21 protein-coding genes are annotated in these 23,334 nt (G+C 53.7%); 10 read left to right on the top strand and 11 right to left on the bottom strand.

Annotated elements, in window-relative coordinates:
* Positions 1-39: 39 nt before the first annotated feature.
* Entirely contained in the window at positions 40-2,679 is a 2,640-nt protein-coding gene (locus NQH49_RS10780) for a PqiB family protein (RefSeq protein WP_256696611.1), read from the bottom strand.
* Positions 2,648-3,892 carry a membrane integrity lipid transport subunit YebS gene (gene yebS, locus NQH49_RS10775; RefSeq protein WP_256696610.1) on the bottom strand — a complete coding sequence of 415 codons (1,245 nt, stop codon included), beginning with the start codon at positions 3,890-3,892 and terminating at the stop codon, positions 2,648-2,650. The genes NQH49_RS10780 and yebS overlap by 32 nt, the downstream gene beginning before the upstream one ends.
* A gap of 217 nt (positions 3,893-4,109) precedes the next feature.
* Here yebS and NQH49_RS10770 point away from each other — a divergent pair, with 217 nt between their 5' ends.
* From NQH49_RS10770 to htpX, 4 genes are all read left to right on the top strand, one after another.
* Positions 4,110-4,610, top strand: coding sequence for a free L-methionine (R)-S-oxide reductase MsrC (locus NQH49_RS10770; protein ID WP_256696609.1), 501 nt, complete (start codon positions 4,110-4,112; stop codon positions 4,608-4,610).
* A gap of 96 nt (positions 4,611-4,706) precedes the next feature.
* A complete protein-coding gene (proQ, locus tag NQH49_RS10765) occupies positions 4,707-5,387 on the top strand; it encodes an RNA chaperone ProQ (RefSeq protein ID WP_008110425.1) in 681 nt (226 codons plus the stop codon).
* Positions 5,388-5,406: 19 nt separating this feature from the next.
* Positions 5,407-7,446: a carboxy terminal-processing peptidase gene (gene prc / locus NQH49_RS10760; protein WP_256696608.1), complete on the top strand. Its 2,040-nt coding sequence runs from the start codon at positions 5,407-5,409 to the stop codon at positions 7,444-7,446.
* A 220-nt stretch (positions 7,447-7,666) separates the two neighbouring features.
* A complete protein-coding gene (gene htpX / locus NQH49_RS10755; protein ID WP_256696607.1) occupies positions 7,667-8,548 on the top strand; it encodes a protease HtpX in 882 nt (293 codons plus the stop codon).
* 51 nt (positions 8,549-8,599) lie between these two features.
* On the opposite strand, the gene NQH49_RS10750 is transcribed toward htpX, so the two are convergent.
* Positions 8,600-9,982: an MFS transporter gene (locus NQH49_RS10750; RefSeq protein ID WP_256696606.1), complete on the bottom strand. Its 1,383-nt coding sequence runs from the start codon at positions 9,980-9,982 to the stop codon at positions 8,600-8,602.
* A 193-nt stretch (positions 9,983-10,175) separates the two neighbouring features.
* Between NQH49_RS10750 and kdgR the strand changes: the two genes are divergently transcribed.
* Complete coding sequence (gene kdgR / locus NQH49_RS10745) at positions 10,176-10,967, top strand: DNA-binding transcriptional regulator KdgR (RefSeq protein ID WP_256696605.1); 792 nt, start codon at positions 10,176-10,178, stop codon at positions 10,965-10,967.
* A 35-nt stretch (positions 10,968-11,002) separates the two neighbouring features.
* On the opposite strand, the gene NQH49_RS10740 is transcribed toward kdgR, so the two are convergent.
* On the bottom strand, positions 11,003-11,239 hold the full coding sequence (locus NQH49_RS10740; protein WP_008110416.1) for a YobH family protein: 237 nt from the start codon (positions 11,237-11,239) through the stop codon (positions 11,003-11,005).
* Between the two features lie 214 nt (positions 11,240-11,453).
* On the opposite strand from NQH49_RS10740, the gene NQH49_RS10735 reads away from it, so the two are divergent.
* From NQH49_RS10735 to rlmA, 4 genes are all read left to right on the top strand, one after another.
* Positions 11,454-11,729, top strand: coding sequence for a YebO family protein (locus NQH49_RS10735; RefSeq protein WP_256696604.1), 276 nt, complete (start codon positions 11,454-11,456; stop codon positions 11,727-11,729).
* A 686-nt stretch (positions 11,730-12,415) separates the two neighbouring features.
* Complete coding sequence (locus NQH49_RS10730; RefSeq protein ID WP_110866451.1) at positions 12,416-12,490, top strand: DUF2627 domain-containing protein; 75 nt, start codon at positions 12,416-12,418, stop codon at positions 12,488-12,490.
* Between the two features lie 83 nt (positions 12,491-12,573).
* Positions 12,574-12,783 (top strand): transcription antiterminator/RNA stability regulator CspE, encoded by a 210-nt coding sequence (cspE, locus tag NQH49_RS10725; RefSeq protein WP_008110414.1) that lies wholly within the window; start codon positions 12,574-12,576, stop codon positions 12,781-12,783.
* Positions 12,784-12,924: 141 nt separating this feature from the next.
* Positions 12,925-13,731, top strand: a complete 807-nt coding sequence (gene rlmA / locus NQH49_RS10720; RefSeq protein WP_256696603.1) for a 23S rRNA (guanine(745)-N(1))-methyltransferase — start codon at positions 12,925-12,927, stop codon at positions 13,729-13,731.
* Here rlmA and NQH49_RS10715 read toward each other — a convergent pair.
* The 4 genes from NQH49_RS10715 to manX form a co-directional block, all read right to left on the bottom strand.
* On the bottom strand, positions 13,728-14,186 hold the full coding sequence (locus NQH49_RS10715) for a DUF986 family protein (RefSeq protein WP_061718723.1): 459 nt from the start codon (positions 14,184-14,186) through the stop codon (positions 13,728-13,730). The genes rlmA and NQH49_RS10715 overlap by 4 nt on opposite strands.
* A gap of 92 nt (positions 14,187-14,278) precedes the next feature.
* The gene (locus tag NQH49_RS10710; protein WP_008110411.1) at positions 14,279-15,124 is read right to left on the bottom strand and encodes a PTS mannose transporter subunit IID; all 846 of its coding nucleotides are present in this window, start codon (positions 15,122-15,124) and stop codon (positions 14,279-14,281) included.
* 14 nt (positions 15,125-15,138) lie between these two features.
* A complete protein-coding gene (locus tag NQH49_RS10705; RefSeq protein ID WP_008110410.1) occupies positions 15,139-15,939 on the bottom strand; it encodes a PTS mannose/fructose/sorbose transporter subunit IIC in 801 nt (266 codons plus the stop codon).
* Positions 15,940-15,997: 58 nt separating this feature from the next.
* A complete protein-coding gene (gene manX / locus NQH49_RS10700; protein ID WP_008110409.1) occupies positions 15,998-16,969 on the bottom strand; it encodes a PTS mannose transporter subunit IIAB in 972 nt (323 codons plus the stop codon).
* 511 nt (positions 16,970-17,480) lie between these two features.
* Here manX and NQH49_RS10695 point away from each other — a divergent pair.
* Positions 17,481-19,046: a TerC family protein gene (locus NQH49_RS10695; RefSeq protein ID WP_256696602.1), complete on the top strand. Its 1,566-nt coding sequence runs from the start codon at positions 17,481-17,483 to the stop codon at positions 19,044-19,046.
* Between the two features lie 49 nt (positions 19,047-19,095).
* Here NQH49_RS10695 and NQH49_RS10690 read toward each other — a convergent pair whose 3' ends face one another.
* The 3 genes from NQH49_RS10690 to NQH49_RS10680 form a co-directional block, all read right to left on the bottom strand.
* The gene (locus NQH49_RS10690; RefSeq protein ID WP_256696601.1) at positions 19,096-20,658 is read right to left on the bottom strand and encodes a cyclic di-3',5'-guanosine monophosphate phosphodiesterase PdeD; all 1,563 of its coding nucleotides are present in this window, start codon (positions 20,656-20,658) and stop codon (positions 19,096-19,098) included.
* Positions 20,659-20,877: 219 nt separating this feature from the next.
* Entirely contained in the window at positions 20,878-22,242 is a 1,365-nt protein-coding gene (locus NQH49_RS10685) for an L-serine ammonia-lyase (protein WP_256696600.1), read from the bottom strand.
* Between the two features lie 521 nt (positions 22,243-22,763).
* Positions 22,764-23,333: a CoA pyrophosphatase gene (locus NQH49_RS10680; RefSeq protein WP_256696599.1), complete on the bottom strand. Its 570-nt coding sequence runs from the start codon at positions 23,331-23,333 to the stop codon at positions 22,764-22,766.
* Position 23,334: the final 1 nt, after the last annotated feature.

Raw genomic sequence — 23,334 nt, 5'->3', positions numbered from 1 at the left:
ACGCGAAAAAGAATCGGGCAGCCAGGCTGCCCGATTTGCTTAAGGTTGATGAGGGTCCGGAATTGCGGTGCCCCAGTCGCGCCACGCTTTCGGCGCTTCATCCTGTAGCAGGAAGTGTTTGTTGGCGCCGGCCTGCGGTGCTAATGGCACCGTCGGCGGCGTGGCAAACTGTACGCCGCCGCGAATGAACTGTTGGAAGGTGCCGGTTTTCAACACGCCGCCAATCAGACCAAAATCGAAGTTATAGCCGGAAGCCAGCCAGAACACCGAGTTGTTACGCACCAGATGTTGATACTTCTTACTGATGCGTAGCGCTATCTGCACGCGATCCGCCATATTGCCCAGCGACGTTCCGGTGACCGTGCCCACTTCTACGCCACGGAACAGCACTGGCGTGCCCACCGACAACGATCCGGCGTCAGCGGCATCGACATAAATCGTCAGGCCGTTCAGGTAGCGTGAATCGGTGATGGTGCTTTCCTGCAGTTCGAAGGTGCGCGCCGGCGCACCTTTACCCGGATCGACGTTGAGATAAGGCTGCAACAGCGTTTCGATATGATTCACGCCCGCCGCAGAAATCTCCGGCGATACCACCGAGAAGCGACTGCCAATGCGCGCGAAGTCCTGCACGTATTCCGGATAAAGCACCGCTTTAGCGACAACCTGGTTGTTATCCGAACTCAGCGCCAGTGATTCAACCTGACCAATATTAATGCCGAGATAGCGAATCGGCATTCCCGCCGCCAGTTTGCTGGCATCATAGGTGTGCAGCGAGATCTGGCTGCCAACTGCACGCGCGGCGGTTTCGGATGCGTACAGCACGCGCTTAACGCCTTTCGCCGCCTGCGCGCCGGTCAGATTATCAAAGCTGATGGCACCTTTTAGCGCACGGTTGAGCGGAGACGCTTGTACGGTCAAGCCGCTGCCGTTGAGTTGCACTTTGGCGCCGCCTTCGGCCCAGAACACGCTCTCGCTGGTGAGCAGCTTGCGATATTGCGGCTGAATGTGAATCGAAATTTCAAACGCATCCGCGCGAGGCACCACATCCACCACTTCACCGACCTGGAATTTGCGGTACAGCAGCACCGAACCGGCCTGCACATCTGGCAAGCTGTTGGCGGTGAGTTTCAGCGTGGTTGGCGGCTGTTCCCCCACGATGCCTTCCTGAGCCCGTTCCGCATCGGCATATAAAGGATAACGACTGGATGGATTGCCTTTCGCGCCGGGAATCAGGCGAATGCCGCCATCCACCCATTCGCGTGCGCTGGCGCCCAGCACCTGCATACCGTCGAGGCCAAACTTCACGTCGAGGCGGCTATTCACCACAAACTTGCTGTCGGCGTGCACCAGATTACGGTGCTCCGGATTGATAGCCGCAACGAAGCTGATGCCATTTTCATCCAGCGTGCGCGAAATCACCTGGCCGATTTTCATGCCATACAGCATCACCGGCTGGCCGGCATCGATGCCGTAGGTTTCCGGCGCGCTGAGTTTTACCGTCAGCACGTCCGGTTTTTGTAGCAGGGTTTCGCTGGCCGGCAACACGGTGAAGTGATCCTGCGGCTCGCCTTCGCCTGGCACCAGCTCAAAGGTATTACCGGTTAACAGGCTGCTGAGATTGGTGTCGGTCAGGCTGATCTTCGGTGTACGCATCTCAATGCGCGTACCGCTGCGCATCAAACCGGTTACTGAAGGATCGACCGTTAACTCGCCGGTGACTTTGCCGCCATCCAGCAGGTTGAGTTTGGTTAAGGTGCCGACTTCCAGTCCCTGATACATCAGCGGCGTGCTATCGGCTTTCAGGTTATCGCCGCTCGGCAAATCCAGTTTCACTTGCACGCCGCGCTGACTGCGCGCCAGATCCGGATAGAGCTGGTAATTGGCATCCACCTGCGCTTGCTCACCGTCATTGGGCGAATCGAAGGCAATCGCACCGTTCACCAACGCGGCCAGGCTTTCCAGCTTCACTTTGGCCCCGCTCAGGCTGACATCCGCATCAACGCCGGAGACATTCCAAAAGCGGCTCTGCTTTTTCACCAGATTGACAAAGCGGCGTTCAATCAGCACATCAATGGTGACGCCATCGGTGCTGTTGTTCAGGCTGTAATCGTAGACGCGACCCACCGGAATTTTGCGGTAGTAGACCAGCGAACCGGTGTTAAGCGAGCCGAGATCCGGTGCACGCAGATGGATCAATAGCTCGCCGGTATTGACGCGATATTTCGGCTGAGTATCGAGCGCGGTGAAGTGATCGCTCTCTTTACCTTTGCCCGGCATCATGCCGATGTAGTTACCACCGACCAGTGCATCAAGCCCGGAGACGCCCGCCAGCGAGGCTTTCGGCGTCACCAGCCAGAATTGGGTGTCTTCACGCAGTGCATCGCGCATGTCGCTTTTGATGCTGGCCTTAATCTGGATGCTGCGATAGTCATCACTCAGCACAATGCCTTGCACCGTGCCCACTTCCACGCCCTGATAGCGAATAGGCGTGCGGCCTGGCACAATCCCGTCGGCGGTCTGGAAGTTAATGGTGATCGTCGTACCGCGCTCCTGATAATTGGTCCACAGCAGCCAGCCAGCAATCAGCAGGGCGATGATGGGCAATAACCAGAACGGCGAAATCTTGCGCTTGTTGCGCAGATTGGCGCTAGTCGGTGTAGTCGGCGTTTCCTGTTGCATGTGCATCCCAGATCAGGCGGCTATCAAGCCACTCTACAGCCATAATGGTCAGAACAACGGCGGCACCAAAATAGAAGGCGGCCGGTCCCATGGTAAAAGCCAGTAGCTGATCACGATTGACCAGCGACATGGTTACAGCAATCACGAACAGATCCAGCATCGACCAGCGGCCCACCCAGGAGACGGCGCGCAGCAGGCGAATGCGGGTTTTCAAACCCTGTTCGCATTTGAAATGAATGCTGATCAGTAAGGTCAGCATCACTAACACTTTGGTGAAGGGCACCAGAATACTGGCGATAAACACCACGGCGGCGACCGGAATATTGCCCGATGCCAATCCCAGAATGCCGGAGAAAATGGTGTCTTCACGGCGTGCGCCATTCACGTAAACCACCGAAATCGGCAGCAAATTGGCGGGTATCAGCAGCACAATTGAGGCAATCAGCGCTGACCAGGATTTCTGCAAACTGTGGCGGCGGCGATAGTCGAGCGGCGTGTGGCAACGCGTGCAGCGCCCACGCTCATCAGCTACACCGGTTTGATGGCAGTTAAGGCACACCTGCCACTCTTCGGGCGGAGAAGTGGGCATCGCTTGCGGATAATACTGTTCCCACAGCTGTTCGACGTTGAGGTGAATCAGCGTCAGCAGGCTGAGCACCGTCAACGCAATATAAGCCACTAAACCGTAGCCCACTTCCAACGAGGCGTAATCTTGCACCTTGATTGAGGCCACCGCCACGCCGACAAGATAGATATCCAGCATCACCCACTCTTTGAGTTTATCCATCATCAGCAGGACCGGGCGCAGGTTCATACCCAGCGCGTTGCCCAGCCAAAGATAGAGGATGCCAACGACCAGCGTAACCGGCGCGCCAATGGTGCAAAACGCCACCATCGAAGCGGTGAGGATGTTGCCTTGCTGCGCCATCTGAATCACGCCCTCCACCAGGCTGGCGTTAATGCGCATGCCAAGCAGGCGAATATCCACCAACGGCAAGCTTAAGGCGAACGGCATCAGCACGATCATCACCACCGCCATAGCGGTGAGTCGCGTCATCGACCAGTCACGGCCGCTCTGAATTTGTGCATGGCAGCGAGGGCAATAGGCTGTCTGATGCGATTTCACATCCGGTAAGGAAAAAAGGGTATCGCATTGCGGACAACGCTGATAACGTGCGTGGGGCAACGTCTGGCTGATAGCGTGAATTTTCATAGGTGACGCAAGTGCCCATCGTTCGTTACGTTTACCGGCATGCTGAGTAGCGCAAATTTGCCTGCAATATTCGGTGGTACCAGAATACGCTTATCCACCGACTGCTAAGGGTATAGTAACTAACAAAATGAATCACCTTATGCGCCTGGATTATTAGTGCTTATTTTAACAACTGAGTGACAACAAGGTCACCACAGTGACGAGTTATGGTTGAACAATGAACAAAAAAGCTTTTTACGAGGATTTGAATCGCGATATCCGCGCTCTGTTGGCGGGCGAAACCTCGTTCCTGGCCGCGCTCGGTAATTGCAGCGCGCTGCTTTTTGAACGTCTGGAAGGCGTGAACTGGGCTGGATTCTATTTACTGACGGAACCGAACACGCTGGTGCTGGGCCCGTTCCAGGGCAAAATCGCTTGCGTACGTATTCCGGTTGGCAAAGGCGTGTGTGGTACTGCGGTAGCCGCGGACAAAGTGCAGTTGGTGGAAGACGTGCACGCGTTCCCGGGCCACATCGCCTGTGACGCCGCCAGCAACGCCGAAATCGTGATTCCTCTGAAAGTAAATGGCACCCTCGTGGGTGTTTTAGACATTGATAGTACGGTTTATTCTCGCTTCGATAGCGAGGATGAAGCGGGGCTGGTGGCCCTTACCGACGGGCTTTGTGAAGTGCTGGCGGGCAGCGACATCGTAAAATTTATTCAGCTGACGCACAGCTAATCGACTGGATCACATAGCATTTGGCGATGTTGTCATTATAATGTCGCCTGTTCATGCCTGCTCTGGTCGGCAAATCCGTTGTAATCAGGAAATTTCATGGAAAATCAACCTAAGTTGAATAGCAGTAAAGAAGTTATCGCCTTTTTGGCGGAACGTTTTCCGCAATGCTTTAGCGCCGAAGGCGAGGCGCGTCCGCTCAAAATCGGCATTTTTCAAGATCTGGTCGAGCGTGTTCAAGGCGAACTGAGCCTGAGCAAGACGCAACTGCGTTCTGCCTTACGTCTTTATACCTCTAGCTGGCGTTATCTTTATGGCATCAAAGCAGGTGCCATCCGTGTCGATCTCGATGGTAACGCCTGTGGCGTGCTGGATGAGCAACACGTTGAACATGCGCGCAAGCAACTGGAAGAAGCGAAAGCCCGCGTTCAGGCGCAGCGCGATCAGCAGAAAGCGAAGAAGCGTGAAGCCGGTGAAGAGACCGCTGAACGTCGTCCGCGCAAGCCTGCTCCGCGTAAAGCTGCCGAAGGTGATGCACCGCGTAAGCCACGCCCTCAGGCGCCGCGTGCGGCCGCTACTGAACGTGCCGCAGCGCCGCAGCCACCGCGTGCTAAACCTGTCACTGACACCTCAACGTTGCAGCCCGGCCAGAACATTAAAGTGACCGCAGGCAAAGGTGCAATGGACGCTACCATTCTGGAAATAACCAAAGATGGCGTTCGGGTTCAGCTCGCTTCCGGCATGGCTATGATTGTGCGCGCAGAACATTTGCAGTTCTGAAACGGAGGCTGACCCTGGCATGAACACTATTTTAAAGATCGGTATGATCGCGGGCCTGCTTTTAGCAGGCCCCACCTTTGGTGCAGATAATATTACCCGCGCCGACCAGATTCCCCAGCTACACGAAGATCCACAGCATCCCACCGTCAGCGAACGCGTTACCTCGCGTTTTACCCGCTCTCACTATCGCCAGTTCGATTTGAATCAGGATTTTTCCGCGAAAATTTTTGATCGCTACCTGAATCTGCTCGACTACAGCCACAACGTGCTGCTGGCATCGGATGTCGCGCAATTCGCCGATAAGAAAACCACCGTCGGTGATGAGTTCCGCAGCGGTAAGCTGGATGTGTTCTACGATCTCTACAATCTGGCGCAGAAACGTCGCTTTGAGCGCTATCAATATGCGCTGAGCGTGCTGAACCGCCCAATGAATTTCACCGGCAATGACACCATTGACATTGACCGGGCAAAATCGCCATGGCCGAAGAGCGTTGATGAGCTCAACGCGCTGTGGGATGCCAAAGTTAAATATGACGAACTGAGCCTGAAACTGGCCGGTAAAGATGAGAAAGAGATTCGCGAAACGCTGACTAAGCGTTACAACTTTGCCATCCGTCGTCTGGCGCAAAGCAACAGTGAAGATGTGTTCCAGCTGGCGATGACTGCGTTCGCGCATGAAATCGATCCGCACACTAACTATCTTTCACCGCGCAACACCGAGCAGTTCAATACCGAAATGAGCCTGTCGCTGGAAGGTATTGGCGCAGTGCTGCAGATGGATGACGATTACACGGTGATCAACTCGATGGTCGCGGGTGGTCCGGCGGCGAAGAGTAAAGCGATCAGCGTCGGCGACCGCATTGTCGGTGTCGCTCAGCCGGGCAAGCCGATGGAAGATGTGATTGGCTGGCGTTTGGATGATGTGGTTTCAAAAATCAAAGGACCGAAAGGCAGCAAAGTACGTCTGGAAATCCTGCCAGCCGGTAAGGGCACGAAAACCCGCACCGTCACGCTGACGCGTGAAAAAATCCGTCTGGAAGATCGCGCCGTGAAAGGTACCGTGCACAACGTTGGTAAAGAGAAGGTCGGCGTGCTCGACATTCCTGGCTTTTACGTTGGCCTGACTGATGATGTGAAGGTGCAGCTGCAGAAATTGCAGAAGCAGAACGTCGACAGCGTGGTGATCGATCTGCGTACCAACGGCGGTGGCGCCCTGACCGAAGCCGTTTCACTCTCTGGCCTGTTTATTCCTAGCGGCCCGGTGGTGCAGGTGCGTGATAACAATGGACGCGTGCGCGAAGACAGCGATAACGACGGCATAGTCTATTACAAAGGTCCGCTGGTGGTGCTGGTCGATCGCTTCAGTGCTTCGGCGTCTGAAATCTTCGCTGCGGCGATGCAGGATTACGGTCGTGCGCTGATTGTCGGTGAACCGACCTTCGGCAAAGGCACCGTGCAGCAGTATCGTTCTCTGAACCGCATTTACGATCAGATGCTGCGTCCTGAGTGGCCAGCGCTGGGTTCCGTGCAGTACACCATTCAGAAGTTCTACCGTATCAACGGCGGAAGTACTCAGCGTAAAGGCGTAACGCCGGATCTGCTGATGCCAACCGGCGTCGAAGCGGCAGAAACCGGAGAGAAGTTCGAGGACAATGCGTTGCCTTGGGACAGCGTGAATGCGGCAAGCTACACCAAGACCGGCGATATCGCGCCGCTGGTACCGCAGCTGACCAAAGAGCACGCCGATCGCATCGCCAAAGATCGCGAGTTCCAGTACATCATGAAAGATATTGCGCGTTTCGATGCGATGAAAGACAAGCGTAATATCGTGTCGCTCAATCTTGCTCAGCGTGAGAAAGAGAACCGCGAAGATGATGCACTGCGTCTGGAACGTATCAACGCACGCTATCAGGCGGAAGGCAAAGCGCCGCTGAAGAGCATCGAAGATCTACCGAAAGACTATAAAGAGCCCGATCCGTATCTGGATGAAACGGTGAAAATCGCTAACGACATGGCGCAGCTGGAAAAATCTCAGCCTGCAGCCGAAAGCGCGAAATAACCGTCTGGCCTATGAAACAGCACCGCTTCGGCGGTGCTTTTTTTTAGGCTAAAATCGTTATTAAGCGCGGCTGATGCACTGAAGTGCGCACTTCGCTTCCTAATGTAAAGTTATGTCTTTTTAGGCACTTAAAGATTAAGGTTGCTTGAAATGCGCGGCGATGACCATAGGATAGATATCCGCGCATATGCGCGTGCACAACTGAGGAAGATTAACGTTTATGATGCGTATTGCTCTTTTCCTGCTCACCAACCTGGCGGTGATGTTGGTATTCGGACTGATTTTGAGTCTGACAGGAATCCAGTCAAGCAGTGTTCAGGGTCTGATGATTATGGCAGGTCTGTTTGGCTTTGGCGGTGCGTTTGTTTCACTGCTGATGTCCAAATGGATGGCGTTACGATCCGTTGGCGGTGAGGTCATTGAACAACCGCGTAATGAGACGGAACGCTGGCTGATGGAAACCGTCGGCCGCCAGGCACAACAGGCTGGCATTGCAATGCCGCAGGTGGCGATTTATCACGCGCCCGACATTAACGCCTTTGCGACAGGTGCGCGACGTGACGCGTCGCTGGTGGCTGTTTCCACTGGCTTGTTGCAAAACATGAGCCGCGATGAAGCGGAAGCGGTGCTGGCGCACGAAATCTCCCACATCGCTAACGGTGACATGATCACCATGACGCTGATTCAGGGTGTGGTGAACACCTTTGTTATTTTCATCTCGCGTATTCTGGCGCAGATTGCTTCCGGCTTCCTGTCGGGTAACCGCGACGGTGAAGAGAGCAGCAACGGAAATCCGATGGTCTATTTTGCCGTCTCGATGGTGTTGGAACTGCTGTTCGGCTTCCTCGCTAGCATCATTACCATGTGGTTCTCACGTCACCGTGAATTCCACGCCGATGCGGGTTCCGCGAAACTGGTGGGTCGCGAGAAGATGATTGCCGCGCTGCAACGTCTGAAAACCAGCTACGAGCCGCAGGAGCCAGGCAGCATGATGGCATTCTGTATCAACGGTAAAAACAAATCGTTGAGCGAGCTGTTCATGTCGCACCCGCCGCTCGATAAACGTATCGAAGCGCTGCGCAGCGGTGAATACCTGAAGTAGTCATTGTCGACATACCAAGAACAAGGGCGCCAGATGGCGCCCTTGTTGTTTTCAGGATTCGACAGTCTGCCTTGTCTGCGTCATACGCGCCAGGCTCACCACGGCGGCGACGCTGGCAAAGCTGCCCGCCAATAGCAGTGACGCGTGCGTGCCGCTATCGTTGAACAGATTAAACATCAGCGCCACCAGCGCCGCGCCGCTGCTTTGTCCTACCAGACGCGCGGTGCCGAGCATGCCGCTGGCGCCACCGCTGCGATTACGCGGTGCTGCGGTGATGATGGTGTGATTGTTAGGTGACTGGAACAGGCCAAAACCGGCACCGCATAGCATCATGCGCCAGATGATATCCCCATCCGTTGGCTGAGTCGGCAACAGCGCCAGCAGGAACAGGCCGGCAGCGAACATCGCTAATCCCAATCCGCCCAATAATCCGGCATGGAATTTCTCTATCAGTCGACCCGCAATCGGCGCCATCACCATGGTTGCCAGCGGCCACGGCGTGAGCAGCAAACCGGTTGCTACTTCATCACGACCCAACACGTTTTGCAGGAAGAACGGCAGCGCCACCATCGCCAGCATCTGCGCGCAGAATGAGCAAATTGAGGTGCCAATCGAGAGCGAAAAGATCGGAATGCGCAGCAAATCCACCGGCAACAATGGCACCGGCATCGCCAGTTGGCGACGGACAAACACGATGCCCACCAACACTAATGCCACCAACTCGGCCACAATCAACCAGCCGTTTTGCCCTTGCGAGAAGCCGCTCAGTGCTGTAATCAGCAGGCCAAAGAACAGGGCATTCATTACGGCGCTGGGCACGTCGAATTTCTGTTGTTTGGCTTTCTGCGGGTTATCCGGCAGGAAACGCAACGCCAGCCATAACGCAACGATGCCAAGTGGAATGTTGATCAGGAACAGCCATTTCCAACTGGCGACGGAAAGAATCGCTGCCGCCACAGTGGGGCCAGCCGCACTCGACACCGCAACGATCAGCGAGTTGATCGCCATACCGCGTCCGAGAAATCGCTGCGGATAGATGATGCGGATTAAAGCCGTGTTGACGCTCATCAGCGCTGCGCCACCAAAGCCTTGCAGCACGCGGGCCACGGTTAGCGTGTTCAGTGATGAGGAGAGGGCGCAAAACAGCGAGGTGGCGATAAACAGCGCAAGTCCAACCTGATAGACGCGGCGGTAGCCAAGCATATCGCCAAGAAACGATAGCGACAGCAGCGAGATAACGATAGCGATTTGATAGGCGTTAACAATCCAGATCGATTCGGCTGGACTGGCATTCAGTTCACGGGCAATGGTCGGCAAAGCCACGTTGGCGATAGCCCCATCCAGCACCGCCATCATGATACCGAGTGCAATGGTAATGATCGCGCCATAGCGCTGTGGAATGGGCAATCCATCCTGAGCAACAGTAGAAGGCATAAGTTAGGTAAGTAAAGGAAGTGAATATCATCATGCTAATCAATTCGCTGCCGAAAAGCACCGCATTCATTGACATAAAATTACGTGTGGATGTGTCACTTAGCGTCAGTCGTTGCCGCCATCAGGTTGAAAAGCATATACTGGCGCTTCTGTTCCGTTTTTTTTGAAACACTGTCAAAAAAGGATACGCGCCATGGCGAGCAGCGATAACGATAAACAGCCGGACTCGGTTTCATCGGTGATGAAAGTGTTTGGCATTCTGCAGGCGCTGGGCGAAGAGCGCGATCACGGAATCACCGAATTGTCCCAACGCGTGATGATGTCGAAAAGCACCGTCTATCGCTTTTTACAGACCATGAAATCGCTTGGTTATGTGGCGCAGGAAGGGGAAAGTGAGAAATACTCGCTGACGCTTAAGCTGTTTGAGCTCGGGGCCAAAGCGTTACAGAACGTCGATCTGATTCGTAGCGCCGATATTGAGATGCGTGAGCTGTCACGTCTGACCAAAGAAACCATTCACCTCGGTGCGCTGGAAGAAGACAGCATCGTCTATATCCATAAAATCGATTCATTGTATAACCTGCGCATGTATTCGCGCATCGGCCGCCGCAATCCATTGCACACCACCGCAATTGGTAAAGTGTTACTGGCATGGCGCGATCGCGCTGAAGTACAGGAGATCCTCAGCGAAGTGGAGTTCCGCCGCAGCACTGCCAAAACCATTGTCACTGCAGAAGCGCTGCTGGCGGTGCTGGATCAGGTGAAAGAGCAGGGTTTTGGCGAAGATAATGAAGAGCAGGAAGAGGGCTTACGCTGTATCGCGGTGCCGGTGTTTGACCGCTTTGGTGTGGTGATTGCGGGATTGAGCATCTCTTTCCCCACCATTCGTTTTTCAGAAGAAGCCAAAAATGAGTATGTGGCGATGCTGCACCGTGCGGCGCGCAATCTGTCTGAACAAATGGGCTATCACGACTATCCGTTCTGAAATGAAAACGGGCTGTTTCCAGCCCGTTTCAACGTTTAATTGTCGACCACTTCGCCACTTTTCTTCAGCAGTGGGCAATCCGTTACGCCGACGATACCGCTGTCTGTGTGCAGATACTGTGCTGTAATCATGCCGCGTGCGGTCAGATAACTGCATTGCAGTCCCAATCCCGCCGCATTCTTATTGCTGCCGGTGAGTACGCCATAGCCGGTTAGCAGCATCGCCAACCAAATTAGTGCCACCAGCATAATCGTCCGAATAAGTAGTTTCATCTTTTCTCCTTGTGATACACAACGCAGCGCGTCCAACATGGCTGCGAATCTACTGTAGCAGCATGCCTCGCTTTCGCTATCGAATCGATCAGAGATAACTGAAAGAGGTCTTGCGGGATAATCTGCTTTCCGTCGCTACCCATTATCTTTTGCCCCGGCAACGAGTAGAATCAGCGGCGGAGTAGAGGTTTGATTTTTGACTACAGAGGCAGTTATGAACGAATTAGCCGCAAACACCAGCCCGCTGTTCAACTATGGCGTTCTGGCCATCATCATTCTTGTGGCCTTTATTGTCTGGTTCTTTGTTAACCGGGCTAGCGTGCGTGCCAGTGAGCAGATCCGTTTGCTGGAAGCCGTTATCGAAGAGCAAAAGAAACAGAATGTGCTGCTGCGTCGTCTGGTTGACGCACAGCCATCCACAGCAAAACCACTAGCGGATGAAGACGCGGATGAAAAACGCGATTTTATTCGGATGATCCCGGAACGTTAAGGCGTTGGAAGGGGTGAATTAATCGCCGACAGGGCAACCGGCTGCGCACTGAAATGGTGCGTGGCGGGATAATGCCATTTAGTGAATTCGCTTCCTGAATCAAGTATGAATAGCGATGATCTCTGCCAGAAAGAATTTCAACTAAGATTAATCCTAAGGAGTTTTTGTTAAATCAAGCTCATCAATGTTTTTTTTAACATTTAATTGTTGGGTTGATAGTTAAAATTGAGATAAATGCCACCCAATGTTAATGCGTTTATATGGGGCGCATATTATTGGTTTCTCCTGATTTTGGTGCAAAGCAATTAATAACTTATACCTGAGAAAACTATTTGTACAAGATTTGAACGGCGCGCAGTTGTTGTGTGGCTGGCGAACTTTTTAGTGGAATATTTTATTGATGCCATATTAGTGCAATATTTTTGTCGTACTTTTTACCCCTTTAAAATGTACCTGTTTAGACATTACCGCTGCGCTTGACTAAGTGAGGATTAGGCGCTAACTATACTGACTGATAACCCTTTTTTGCGCACCTAACGAGTTGGGTGTCAATATGTTGATTGATGAAGTGCAGCGGCAATTAACTAATTATGTGCGTCACGTCGATCACCGTTTAAAAATGGCTTGCCATTAATTTACGGATATGTGATAACAAATCGTGGGTCAAACGAGGTACAGTTCTGTTTATGTATGGCATCTTCAGTAAAGAAGTTACGAGTAAAGACGTTGACGTTGAATACCGCTTCCTTGCCGAACCTTAAATTAGTGCCTCATTCAGTAATGTCTCTGGTTTATCTGTAAGTCTGCCTGCGGGCAATATAATCATTGAAAGGAAATTTGCGAAATGGCAAAGATTAAAGGTCAGGTTAAGTGGTTCAACGAGTCTAAAGGTTTTGGTTTTATTACTCCTGCTGATGGTAGCAAAGATGTGTTCGTACACTTCTCTGCAATCCAGGGCAATGGTTTTAAAACTCTGGCCGAAGGCCAAAGCGTTGAGTTCGAAATCCAGGACGGCCAGAAAGGTCCTGCTGCGGTCAACGTTACCCCAATCTGATTTCGCCCTCAGGCTCGGTGCCATGCACCACTGAAACGAATCCTAAAGCCCCGTTCACTGAACGGGGCTTTTTCTTTTATCCTTTCTGTAGCCAGATGATCAGGGTAAACTGCGCCGCGAATTGCTAACCCGGAGTTATCTATGTCTTTGATTTGCCCACTTTGTCATCAGCCTTTATTGCAGCAGGCGAATAGCTTCCGCTGTGATGCTGGGCATCAATTTGATCAGGCCAAAGAAGGGTACGTCAATTTGCTGCCGGTGCAGCACAAAGGTTCGCGCGAACCGGGCGATAGCGCTGAGATGCTGCAGGCACGGCGTGCCTTCCTCGATGCTGGACATTATCAGCCGTTGCGCGCGGGTGTTGCCGAAATCCTTGCGCAGCACCTGAGTAATCAAAATTCGCAGCTATTAGATATCGGCTGCGGAGAAGGCTATTACACCGCAGCATTGGCCGATGCGTTGCCGCAGGCACAACTCTTTGGTCTGGATGTCGCAAAAGCAGCGATTCGCATGGCCGCTAAACGCTATCGCACGGTGAAATTCTGCGTGGCCTCCAGCCAGCGTTTGCCTTTTGCCGATGCTTCTCTGGATGGCGTAGTGCGCATTTATGCGCCCTGTAATGAAGAGGAGCTGAGCCGTGTGATTAAAGCGGGTGGCTACCTGCTAACGGTGACGCCGGGTCCGCATCACTTGCAGCAATTCAAGGCGCTGATTTATTGCGAAGTGCAGCTGCATGCGGCAGAAGAGAAGATGTATGCCGGTTTTAAGCAGATCAGTCAGCAAAACCAGAATTACAGCATGACGTTGAGCGGAAGTGAGGCGGTGAGCTTATTGCAGATGACGCCATTTGCCTGGCGTGCGCGCGAAGAGGTGTGGCAGGACCTTGCGGCATCCAGCGAGTTTACCTGTGATGCCGACTTCATGCTAACGTTGTGGCAGCGCGATTAACGCGCTTCCACCAGCGTATTGTAGATACGTTCCAGATCATCAAGCTGTTTGACGGCAATCAGCAGGCGACGCTGCTCCAGTTGCATCACCAGAATGCCGTCTTCCGACAGGTTCATACTCTGAATGCGAGCGTAATCGATCCACACGCTGCCAAAAAACAGTCCATTTTCCTTCATCAGCAGCTTCGGGCTACGCACCCAGAATAGCCAAATCGCCATAAAGCACAGCACCATCAGCAAATTGGTGGTGAGTTGCGTGCCATGTTTATCAATGTTGTTCCACAGAAGAATGAGCAGCAGCACCACGAAAATGGCGCTATCGATCTTATGGCGACGGCGCAGCGCGACGCGCAGTTTGGTCGGGCCGTTGCGGCGCGGCAGGATCGCTTCATCATAGATAGCGAAAAGAATGAAGCCTGCAATCAGCAGGGCGATCAGCGCGTCAGTCAGTGACATAAAATACTCTTCCTCAATCGAAATTACCTCAACGTGGGCGCTCAGGTAATGCCGCTCAAAAATAGCCGGGAGCGTGGCTCCCGGCTGGCTGATTACAGACCGAGCAGGCCGATCCAGTAACCGAAGATACCGAGGGCGAAGAAGCCGACGATAATCCACAACGCATTCACTTTACGACGCAGCAGCCACATACAGCCAAAGGTTAGCAGCAGTGGAATCAGGCCAGGCATCAGCTGATCGAGAATCGATTGCACCGTGGTAACCGTGGTTTTACCGGTCTGGTCCGTGATGCGCGACACCACCAGCGGTACATTCACATGCGTCCACTTGTTAACCAAGGCCCCCATGACAAAGAGGCCGAGAATCGACGCGCCCTCCGTCAGTTTCTGCAGGAAACCGCCGCCCATATCACTGACGATATCCACACCTTTACGGTAGCCGTACGCCACGCCGTAATAACGCGTTAACAGACGAACCGCGTTAAACAGGATGAAGAACAGTAACGGACCTAGCAAGCTGCCGCTCATGGCGATACCAGCACCGAGTGCAGCAAACACCGGACGCACGGTACCCCAGAAGATCGGGTCACCTACGCCTGCCAGCGGCCCCATCAGACCCACTTTGATGCCGTTAATCGCCGCATCATCAATCGGCGCACCGTTGGCACGCTGCTCTTCCATCGCCATGGTAACGCCCAATACCGGCGCTGCCACGTAAGGGTGGGTGTTGAAGAACTCCAGGTGACGTTTAATCGCCTGTTTACGTTCGTCGTTGTTTTCTGGATAGAGGCGACGAATCACCGGCACCATTGAGTAGCAAAAACCCAGCGCCTGCATACGTTCAAAGTTCCACGAACCCTGAAACAGGTTAGAGCGCAGGAACACACCACGGACATCGCCGGGGGTGAGTTTCTTTGGAGTGTTAGTTGTATCAACCATGATTTCACCTGTTCCTAGTCGAGTTCGTTATCGAGGTCATTGTTTGCAGGACCGGCATTTGCAGCACCTGCAACGCGGTTATATTTCGGTGCCAGCTGGATATACAGCACCGCCATCACCACGCCAATCACGCCGAGCGCAACCAGATTGAAGTTGGTGAAGGCTGCAGTAACGAAGCCAAGGTAGAAGAACGGCATCAGGTAGCCCGCGCGCATCATATTGATGACCATCGCGTAACCGACTACCACGATCATGCCGCCGGCGATGTTCAGGCCGTTGGTGACCACTTCAGGAATCGAGTTCAGCAGTTCCTGAACCACGTGCGTACCAACAGAAATCGCCACGATCAAAGCTGGGATGGCAATACGCATCGCCTGCAATACCAGCGCAGAAACGTGGATCCAGCTAATCGCATTAAGGTTACCTTTCTCGGCTGCCTTATCGGCGGCGTGCTGGAAGGCGACAGTGATGGTACGCACGATGATGGTCAGAACCTGACCGGCTGCGGCCAGTGGAATCGCCAGCGCGATACCAGCACCGACGCTTTGACCACCAGCGATAACCAAAATGGTTGAGATAATCGAAGCCAGCGCCGCATCTGGTGCAACAGCCGCACCAATGTTCATCCAGCCCAGTGCAATCATCTCCAGCGTACCGCCGATGATGATACCGGTTTTCATATCACCGAGGACTGCACCAATTAAGGTACAAGCCACCAGCGGACGGTGGAACTGGAACTCATCAAGAATCGATCCCATTCCGGCGATACAGGCCACAATAAATATCAAAATGATTTGTAGCGTGGTTATCTCCATTGCATTTCTCCTCTGCAAGGTCTCTAAAATTCGCCCACATATGCAGGCAAAGGGCGAACTACGGATTGACCTTGGCGATCAGGTCCATCATTTTCAGTCGCTGATCGCTGGACACTTTACGTACTTCCAGTTCGATACCGCGCTCATTAAGTTTGCGGAATGCCGTGATATCTTTTTCATCCACCGATACCGCGTTGTTCACCTGCGTTTTGCCCTGACGGAACGCCATGCCACCAATATTGACCGACTTAATGTCCACGCCTTGCTCAACAATCCTCACTACATCCGTGGGATTGGTGAACAGCAGCATCACTTTATCCTGGCCATATTTCGGGTTGTTCCACACGCGAACCATCTTGTCGACATCCACCACATGCGCGGTGACGCCCGGCGGGGCCACCTGCGTCAGCAGGGTTTTGCGCACATGATCGTTGGCCACTTCATCAGACACTACGATAATGCGACTAACGTTGGTCTCTTTGGTCCAGCGCGTGGCCACTTGCCCGTGAATCAAGCGGTCATCAATACGCGCCAGGCCGATTTTCATGTGATCGCCAGGTGCCATCGGTTTTTGCGGCTGAGCGGGCGCTTTCGCTGCAACCGGAGCCGGTGCCGCTGCGGCTTGCGCAGGCGTTTCAGTCTTGAGGGCTTTAACACCTTCACGACCGGCTTCTACCGCGATGTGAATCAGTTCTTCCAGCGATGGATTGTCATCGCGTCCCATCAGGGTTTCCACCAGCATCGGAATGTTGACGCCGGCGATGACATCATAGCCATCCTTGTCCACCACAATGCGGCTGGCCGCATTAAATGGACTGCCACCCCAGGTATCGACCAGGAACAACACGCCCTTTGACGTGTCGAGATCTGCCAGCCGTGCCTGATACTTTTCGATTAGCGTTTCTGCATTTTCGCCGGGAACGAAATCAATCCATCCGACATTTTCCTGCTCACCCAACAGCATCTCTGCTGTTTTAAGCAACTGTTCTGCCGCCCAGCCATGTGTACCAATTACAATAGCAATGGTCACTTGCTACCTCCGTTCGCGTGAGAGATTCTCTGGCATTGCCGGGAATCATTGAAAATTACCGTTAGTGTTTCAGGTGGATCGTTAGTGATGTGATTGAGAAAGAGCATCAATAAATAAAACGAAACAATCCGCTGCACAGCGATAAGGTCGCGATTTATTTTAGTGATCGAAAAAATAAATTATGTGATGTTTGTCAGCTATTTCGAGCGTAACGGCGCTAATGTGCACTTTTGTTCGTTATTCATGCGTTCACGTAGATATTTGTAAATGTAATAAATTTTTTTGACGTCGTTGATGTAACTGATACATTAGCGTTCTGTTTTTTATTCAGGAGTACCGGGCTTCAGCTCACCTTTATGGACCGTCACCGACGTCGCTCAACATGTTCTCAGCGCTATTCCGCGCCTGCTTTTACGCTCTTCAGCGCTATCACCAACTGTAACGATCCCTCGTCTCGCCCTCTGGTGCAGATGCAATTTCGTACGCCATCACGTTCGGTAAGGAGTCATTGATGGAATTTCTCTTCGACCCCTCAATTTGGGCGGGTTTGCTCACGCTGATCGTGCTGGAAATCGTTCTCGGTATTGATAACCTGGTGTTTATCGCCATCCTCGCGGATAAATTGCCTCCAAAGCAGCGCGATAAAGCCCGACTGATTGGTTTGTCGCTCGCCCTGATTATGCGTCTTGGCTTGCTGTCACTCATCTCCTGGATCGTGACGCTGACGCGACCCCTATTCAGCGTAGGCGATTTCAGCTTTTCCGGACGAGATTTAATTTTGTTGTTCGGTGGTTTGTTCCTGTTATTCAAGGGAACCATGGAACTGCATGAGCGACTCGAGAACCGCGGACTCGAACATCAGGGCAATAAGAGCTACGCCAGTTTCTGGGCGGTGGTGATTCAGATCGTCGTGCTGGATGCGGTGTTCTCACTGGATGCGGTGATTACTGCGGTGGGTATGGTGAACCATCTGCCGGTGATGATGACTGCGGTGGTAATCGCTATGGGCGTGATGCTGCTGGCCTCAAAACCGCTGACGAATTTTGTTAACGCACACCCAACGGTGGTGGTGCTGTGTCTGAGCTTCCTGCTGATGATTGGTCTGTCGCTGGTGGCCGAGGGCTTTGGTTTCCACATTCCTAAAGGTTACCTGTACGCGGCGATTGGCTTCTCGATCATTATCGAGCTGTTTAACCACATTGCGCGCCGTAACTTTATTAAGCATCAGGAACATCGCCCGATGCGTGAACGCACCGCCGAAGCGATCTTGCGTTTGATGGGCGGACGCCAGCGTAAGCAAGCGACGACCACGGAAGAAACCTCGTTGACCGAAGCGATGCCGCAGGAAGCGTTTAAAGACGAAGAACGCTACATGATTAACGGCGTATTGACGTTATCGCAACGCTCAATCCGCAGCATCATGACGCCGCGCGGTAACATTTCGTGGGTGGATGTTTCGCGCCCGCTGGATGAAATCCGTATTCAGCTGCTGGATACGCCACACAGTTTGTTCCCGGTGTGTCGTGGTGAGCTGGATGAAATCATTGGCGTGGTGCGTGCTAAAGAGCTGCTGGTGGCGCTGGAACACGGTATGGATGTGGCAACCTTTGCTGCTAATACCCCGGCGATTGTGGTACCGGAAACGCTGGACCCAATCAATCTGCTGGGCGTGTTGCGTCGTGCCAAAGGTAGCTTCGTGATTGTTACCAACGAATTTGGTGTGGTACAGGGCTTAATCACGCCGCTGGACGTGCTGGAAGCGATTGCCGGTGAGTTCCCGGATGAAGATGAAACGCCAGATATCATTGCCGATGGCGACGGTTGGTTAGTGAAGGGCGGTACCGATCTGCACTCGCTGCAACAGCTGCTGGATCATCACGAGTTAGTGAAGGCCGATGAAGATCACGCTTCGTTAGCCGGTTTGTTGATTGCGCAGAAAGGCCAGCTGCCGCTGCCGGGCGAGGTGATTGATTTGCCGCCGCTGCACTTCCAGGTGATTGAGGCGACCGATTACCGTATCGACCTGGTGCGCGTGACCAAAGATAAGCCATTCGATCACGAAGAACACGCCGAGTAAGTAAGCTGATTGATGCGAGTAAAAACGGCCACATAAGTGGCCGTTTTTTTTATGCGCTTAACTGCGCCTGATGCTGCTCCAGCCACTGCGGGAAATCTTCAATCGGCATGGGACGCGCGTAGAAATAGCCTTGCAGATGGTCAACGCCGCGCTCACGCAAATAGTGCGCCTGTTCCGCAGTTTCCACACCTTCCGCCACCAGCGAAATATTCAGGCGCTGCGCCAGCGAGATCACCATATCGGTCACGGTCGCGTTAATGGCGTCGGTGCCAATGGCGGCAGTAAAAATCTTGTCGATTTTAAGCACGTCCGGTTTGAGGTCTTTCAGGTAAGCCAGCGAACTGTGGCCAGTACCGAAATCATCAATTGCCAGACGCACACCAATCTCATGCAGCTGCGACACCACCGATTGATCGATAATCGGCAGGGCATCACGCTCCGTCAGCTCGACCACCAGTTTCGGCATCGGATTGGCGGGCCACCAGATATTCTGCAGATCTTCCACAATGGCGCGATCGCGGAAATGGCTGGCGGCAACGTTAATCGCAATATGGAACGACGGACATTGCGGCAGGTTGGGCAGCTCATCCACCACTTTCGCCAGTACGAAGCGGGTTAACGGCGCGATCAGGTTCTGGCGCTCGGCGAGCGGAATAAACACGTCCGGCGCAATCCAGCCCTGACGTTGGTTATGCCAGCGCAGCAGCAGTTCCATGCCGTCACACTCGCCGCTTTTGGCGTTAATCAGCGGCTGGCAATAGACCATAAATTCGTTAGCGGTGATGCCATAACTGATCTGCCAGCTGAGACTCATACGGTTGGCGGTCGCCAGCCAGACGATGTAACCCATCAGCAGGCTCAGCATCAGCGCCAGCGGCAACTGAGAAGGCAGCGTGTTGAGCGCCAGCCAGGCGGGTGAAGGGCCGTACAAGGTGATGCTGAACGGATAACGCAGCGATGCCTGATCGTAAGCCACTTCATCTTCAGACGGTTCGGTTTGCTCAATCAGCGGATTGCCGTATTCAAGGCTCTGACCACCGACGTTAAAGATCGCGCGCTCCACCCACGGCAACTGCGGCTCGAGCAGATAGTTGGTCATCAACTCAATATTAATGACTTGCAGCAGACCTTCGCGGTTATCCAGCGATTTTGGCGTCCACAGCAGCAGCACCGGCGATCCTTTCAGCAGATCATTATCCGTGGCTAACATCATGCGCTGATTATTGATGGCTAACTCAGGGTAGGTTTGGCTGAAGGAGAGGTTTTGCGGGCCGAAAATGCTGGAGCAGTAAAGCGTATTGTCCTGAACCAACAGCACGGTGCGCACGGTTTGCAGCGCGGCAATTTTCTCAATCAGCGGATAGCGCACCTGCGCGCAAGGTACGCCAACCAGGCCAAGCGTGTTGTTGGCGGAAACATCCAGCGGCGAGAACATGCGATCAAAACGTTCAATCGCGCGGGTGGCGAAATTCAGCGACTGCTGCTCAATGCGCGATTTCTCTTCGATATAACGAAAAGTTAGCGTCAGGACCAGAACCAGCGAGGCGATCACTAACGCAATAAGCAGTCGCTTACGGAGAAATTGACCCACAAATTGCTGGGGAATGAGCATCAGTAACCACCTTGCAAAACAAAGATTGAAGCCAAATTAACGTGTAGGTTATCGGCATTGAGGCGGCCAGGTTTAGCGCGGCTGAATAAAAAATACGGCACTAAAAAAAGCGCGGCCACAAAGGGCCGCGCGCAAAATCAATGTATCTGGTTTACTCAGTTGGAGGTAGCAACAGATGCAGAAAAATAGTCAACTGTTGCTTTAATCATCAGCGGAGTATTAGTCGCACTGGACCTTAATCGCCAATCCGCCGCGTGAGGTTTCACGGTATTTGGCGTTCATGTCCTTACCGGTTTCGTACATGGTCTCAATCACTTTATCCAGCGACACGCGCGGTTCACTGGTGCGACGTAGCGCCATGCGCGCGGAGTTGATGGCTTTCACGGAAGCGATGGCGTTGCGCTCAATGCACGGCACCTGAACCTGACCGGCGACCGGATCGCAGGTTAATCCCAGATTGTGCTCCATGCCGATTTCCGCCGCGACACACACTTGCTCCGGGCTGCCGCCGAGCAGTTCCGCCAGACCGGCCGCCGCCATGGAGCACGCCACGCCGACTTCGCCCTGGCAACCCACTTCGGCACCCGAAATAGAGGCGTTCATTTTGTACAGCACGCCAATAGCGCCAGAGGCGAGGAAGTAGCGGATAAAGATATCGGGCGTAACGGGTTCGATAAAGTGATCGTAATAGGCCAACACCGCCGGCACGATGCCGCAGGCACCGTTGGTGGGTGCTGTCACCACACGGCCACCGGCCGCATTCTCTTCATTGACCGCTAGCGCGAACATGTTCACCCAGTCGATGACATCCATCGGATCTTTCGAATGCTTAGAAGATGAAACCAGCAGGCGGCGCAAGGAAGCTGCGCGACGTGGTACGCGCAGTGGGCCCGGCAGCACGCCTTCGGTATTGAGACCGCGATCAATACAGGCCTGCATGGTTTGCCACACATGACCAAAATAGGCGTGAATCTCGTCGCGAGTATGCAGCGCCAGTTCGTTCTTCATCACCAAACCCGACAGCGACAGACCGCTTTCGCGACAATGGCTGAGCAGCTCTTTAGCAGAGTGGAACGGCCACGGCACAGAAACTTCGTTCAGCACCGGCTGGCCGAAATGCTCTTCATCAACGATGAAACCGCCACCGATGGAATAGTAGGTTTTGCTCAGAATTAATAGATCGCCAGCGAAAGCGAACACCGTCATGCCATTCTCATGCAGTGACAGGTTTTCGCTGCGGAACACCATGCCGCCTTCACGGGGGAAGTCCACTTCGCGCGCGCCGTTGGCTAACAGCAGACGTTCGCGTTGCTCCACGTCTTTGATGAACGCGGGAATGCCGTCGATATCCACGGTGGCCGGTTCGAAACCCGCCAGGCCCATGATAATAGCGATATCGGTGTGGTGACCTTTGCCAGTGAGCGACAGCGAACCGTAGACGTCGACCGCCACGCGCGTCACGTCCTGCAATTTGCCTTGTTCGGCCAGCAGTTCAACAAACTGCTTGCCTGCTTTCATCGGGCCGACGGTATGTGAACTGGATGGACCAATGCCCACTTTAAACATGTCAAAAACACTAATCACCGGTGACACTCCTCACAAATCTTATTCTGTACGGCAGAAGCCGTTTATGCGGCTAATAGTAATCGCCCATGCCGGATAACGAGCAGCTTTTCGCATGAAATAAACTAATTATAAACCACAGAAATAGTTATCCGTTTCTACAGTTGTGAAGCGGATCGGTTTTCCTGGCTAAAAGCTAACGAAGCGGTGAGTTTTGAGCACATTGATGGATAGTTATGCCGACGACGAGTGCGCTGGCCGGGGCCACTTTTGGTCCGGCGGTCCTCACGCCGCTAGCGCGGTACCTTCACTTCGCTCATCAGCCTGACGGACCGGCGGAGACGGGACGTCCCTGTCCCGGCTCCGCCTTTCGCCCGCGTCCTGCGGGCTCTCCTGGCTTCCTCGCTTCGTTCAGCGCTGCGGATTGCCTGACCAAAAGCGGCACCGGCCTGCTCCTAAGCTTCCGTGCACGTTGTTGAAGAAGGCACATTTGCCAGAGGCGCAGCAGATGTGTCAGAGCCCACTCAAAAGCATTAGGAGATCTACGGCAGGGCGATTTGTTGACCGAGCGCACGAATAATCCCGGCGGTCATGCCCCAGATAAAGTAATCCTCATACCAGGATAACCAAACCTGATGTTGGCGATGACCGCGCCGCAAGGTGAGATCGCTGTAACGGCTCAAGCGCAGCGCTTCCGCCAGCGGCATGGCAAAGGCGCTTTCCACTTCGTCCGGATTAAGCTGCAAAGCCAAATCAGCTGGAATAATGCCCACTACCGGCGTCACGGCGAAACCGGTGCTGCTGGTTACCGGCGGCAGAACGCCAATAATCTGCACCTGCTCCGGTTGAATTCCCACTTCTTCCTGTGCTTCACGCAGCGCGGTGTGGATCAATGACGCGTCAGTGGCATCCTGCATGCCGCCGGGAAATGCCACTTGTCCCGCGTGTTTACGCAGATGCGATGAGCGGCGCGTGAGCAGCAAGCCAGGTTCTGCGCCGGCGATCACCGGTACCAGTACCGCCGCACGGCGTCCGCTGATAGCGCTTTTTGGCACGTGCAAAGGCGGTTGCAGGACAAAGCGGCTGAGGAACTGCTCAAGGGTTAAACTCATT

This window comes from Pantoea trifolii, from assembly GCF_024506435.1.
GTDB lineage: Bacteria > Pseudomonadota > Gammaproteobacteria > Enterobacterales > Enterobacteriaceae > Pantoea > Pantoea trifolii.
This window is presented reverse-complemented; position numbering and strand designations above follow the sequence as displayed.

Coding starts and splice junctions, on each gene's coding strand:
- NQH49_RS10735 (WP_256696604.1), top strand. CDS start 11,454: ATGAACGAATTAGCCGCAAACACCAGCCCGCTGTTCAACTATGGCGTT.
- NQH49_RS10740 (WP_008110416.1), bottom strand. CDS start 11,239: ATGAAACTACTTATTCGGACGATTATGCTGGTGGCACTAATTTGGTTG.
- cspE (WP_008110414.1), top strand. CDS start 12,574: ATGGCAAAGATTAAAGGTCAGGTTAAGTGGTTCAACGAGTCTAAAGGT.
- NQH49_RS10750 (WP_256696606.1), bottom strand. CDS start 9,982: ATGCCTTCTACTGTTGCTCAGGATGGATTGCCCATTCCACAGCGCTAT.
- kdgR (WP_256696605.1), top strand. CDS start 10,176: ATGGCGAGCAGCGATAACGATAAACAGCCGGACTCGGTTTCATCGGTG.
- NQH49_RS10770 (WP_256696609.1), top strand. CDS start 4,110: ATGAACAAAAAAGCTTTTTACGAGGATTTGAATCGCGATATCCGCGCT.
- yebS (WP_256696610.1), bottom strand. CDS start 3,892: ATGAAAATTCACGCTATCAGCCAGACGTTGCCCCACGCACGTTATCAG.
- NQH49_RS10780 (WP_256696611.1), bottom strand. CDS start 2,679: ATGCAACAGGAAACGCCGACTACACCGACTAGCGCCAATCTGCGCAAC.
- NQH49_RS10715 (WP_061718723.1), bottom strand. CDS start 14,186: ATGTCACTGACTGACGCGCTGATCGCCCTGCTGATTGCAGGCTTCATT.
- rlmA (WP_256696603.1), top strand. CDS start 12,925: ATGTCTTTGATTTGCCCACTTTGTCATCAGCCTTTATTGCAGCAGGCG.
- prc (WP_256696608.1), top strand. CDS start 5,407: ATGAACACTATTTTAAAGATCGGTATGATCGCGGGCCTGCTTTTAGCA.
- NQH49_RS10690 (WP_256696601.1), bottom strand. CDS start 20,658: ATGCTCATTCCCCAGCAATTTGTGGGTCAATTTCTCCGTAAGCGACTG.
- NQH49_RS10705 (WP_008110410.1), bottom strand. CDS start 15,939: ATGGAGATAACCACGCTACAAATCATTTTGATATTTATTGTGGCCTGT.
- NQH49_RS10710 (WP_008110411.1), bottom strand. CDS start 15,124: ATGGTTGATACAACTAACACTCCAAAGAAACTCACCCCCGGCGATGTC.
- NQH49_RS10695 (WP_256696602.1), top strand. CDS start 17,481: ATGGAATTTCTCTTCGACCCCTCAATTTGGGCGGGTTTGCTCACGCTG.
- NQH49_RS10680 (WP_256696599.1), bottom strand. CDS start 23,333: ATGAGTTTAACCCTTGAGCAGTTCCTCAGCCGCTTTGTCCTGCAACCG.
- proQ (WP_008110425.1), top strand. CDS start 4,707: ATGGAAAATCAACCTAAGTTGAATAGCAGTAAAGAAGTTATCGCCTTT.
- htpX (WP_256696607.1), top strand. CDS start 7,667: ATGATGCGTATTGCTCTTTTCCTGCTCACCAACCTGGCGGTGATGTTG.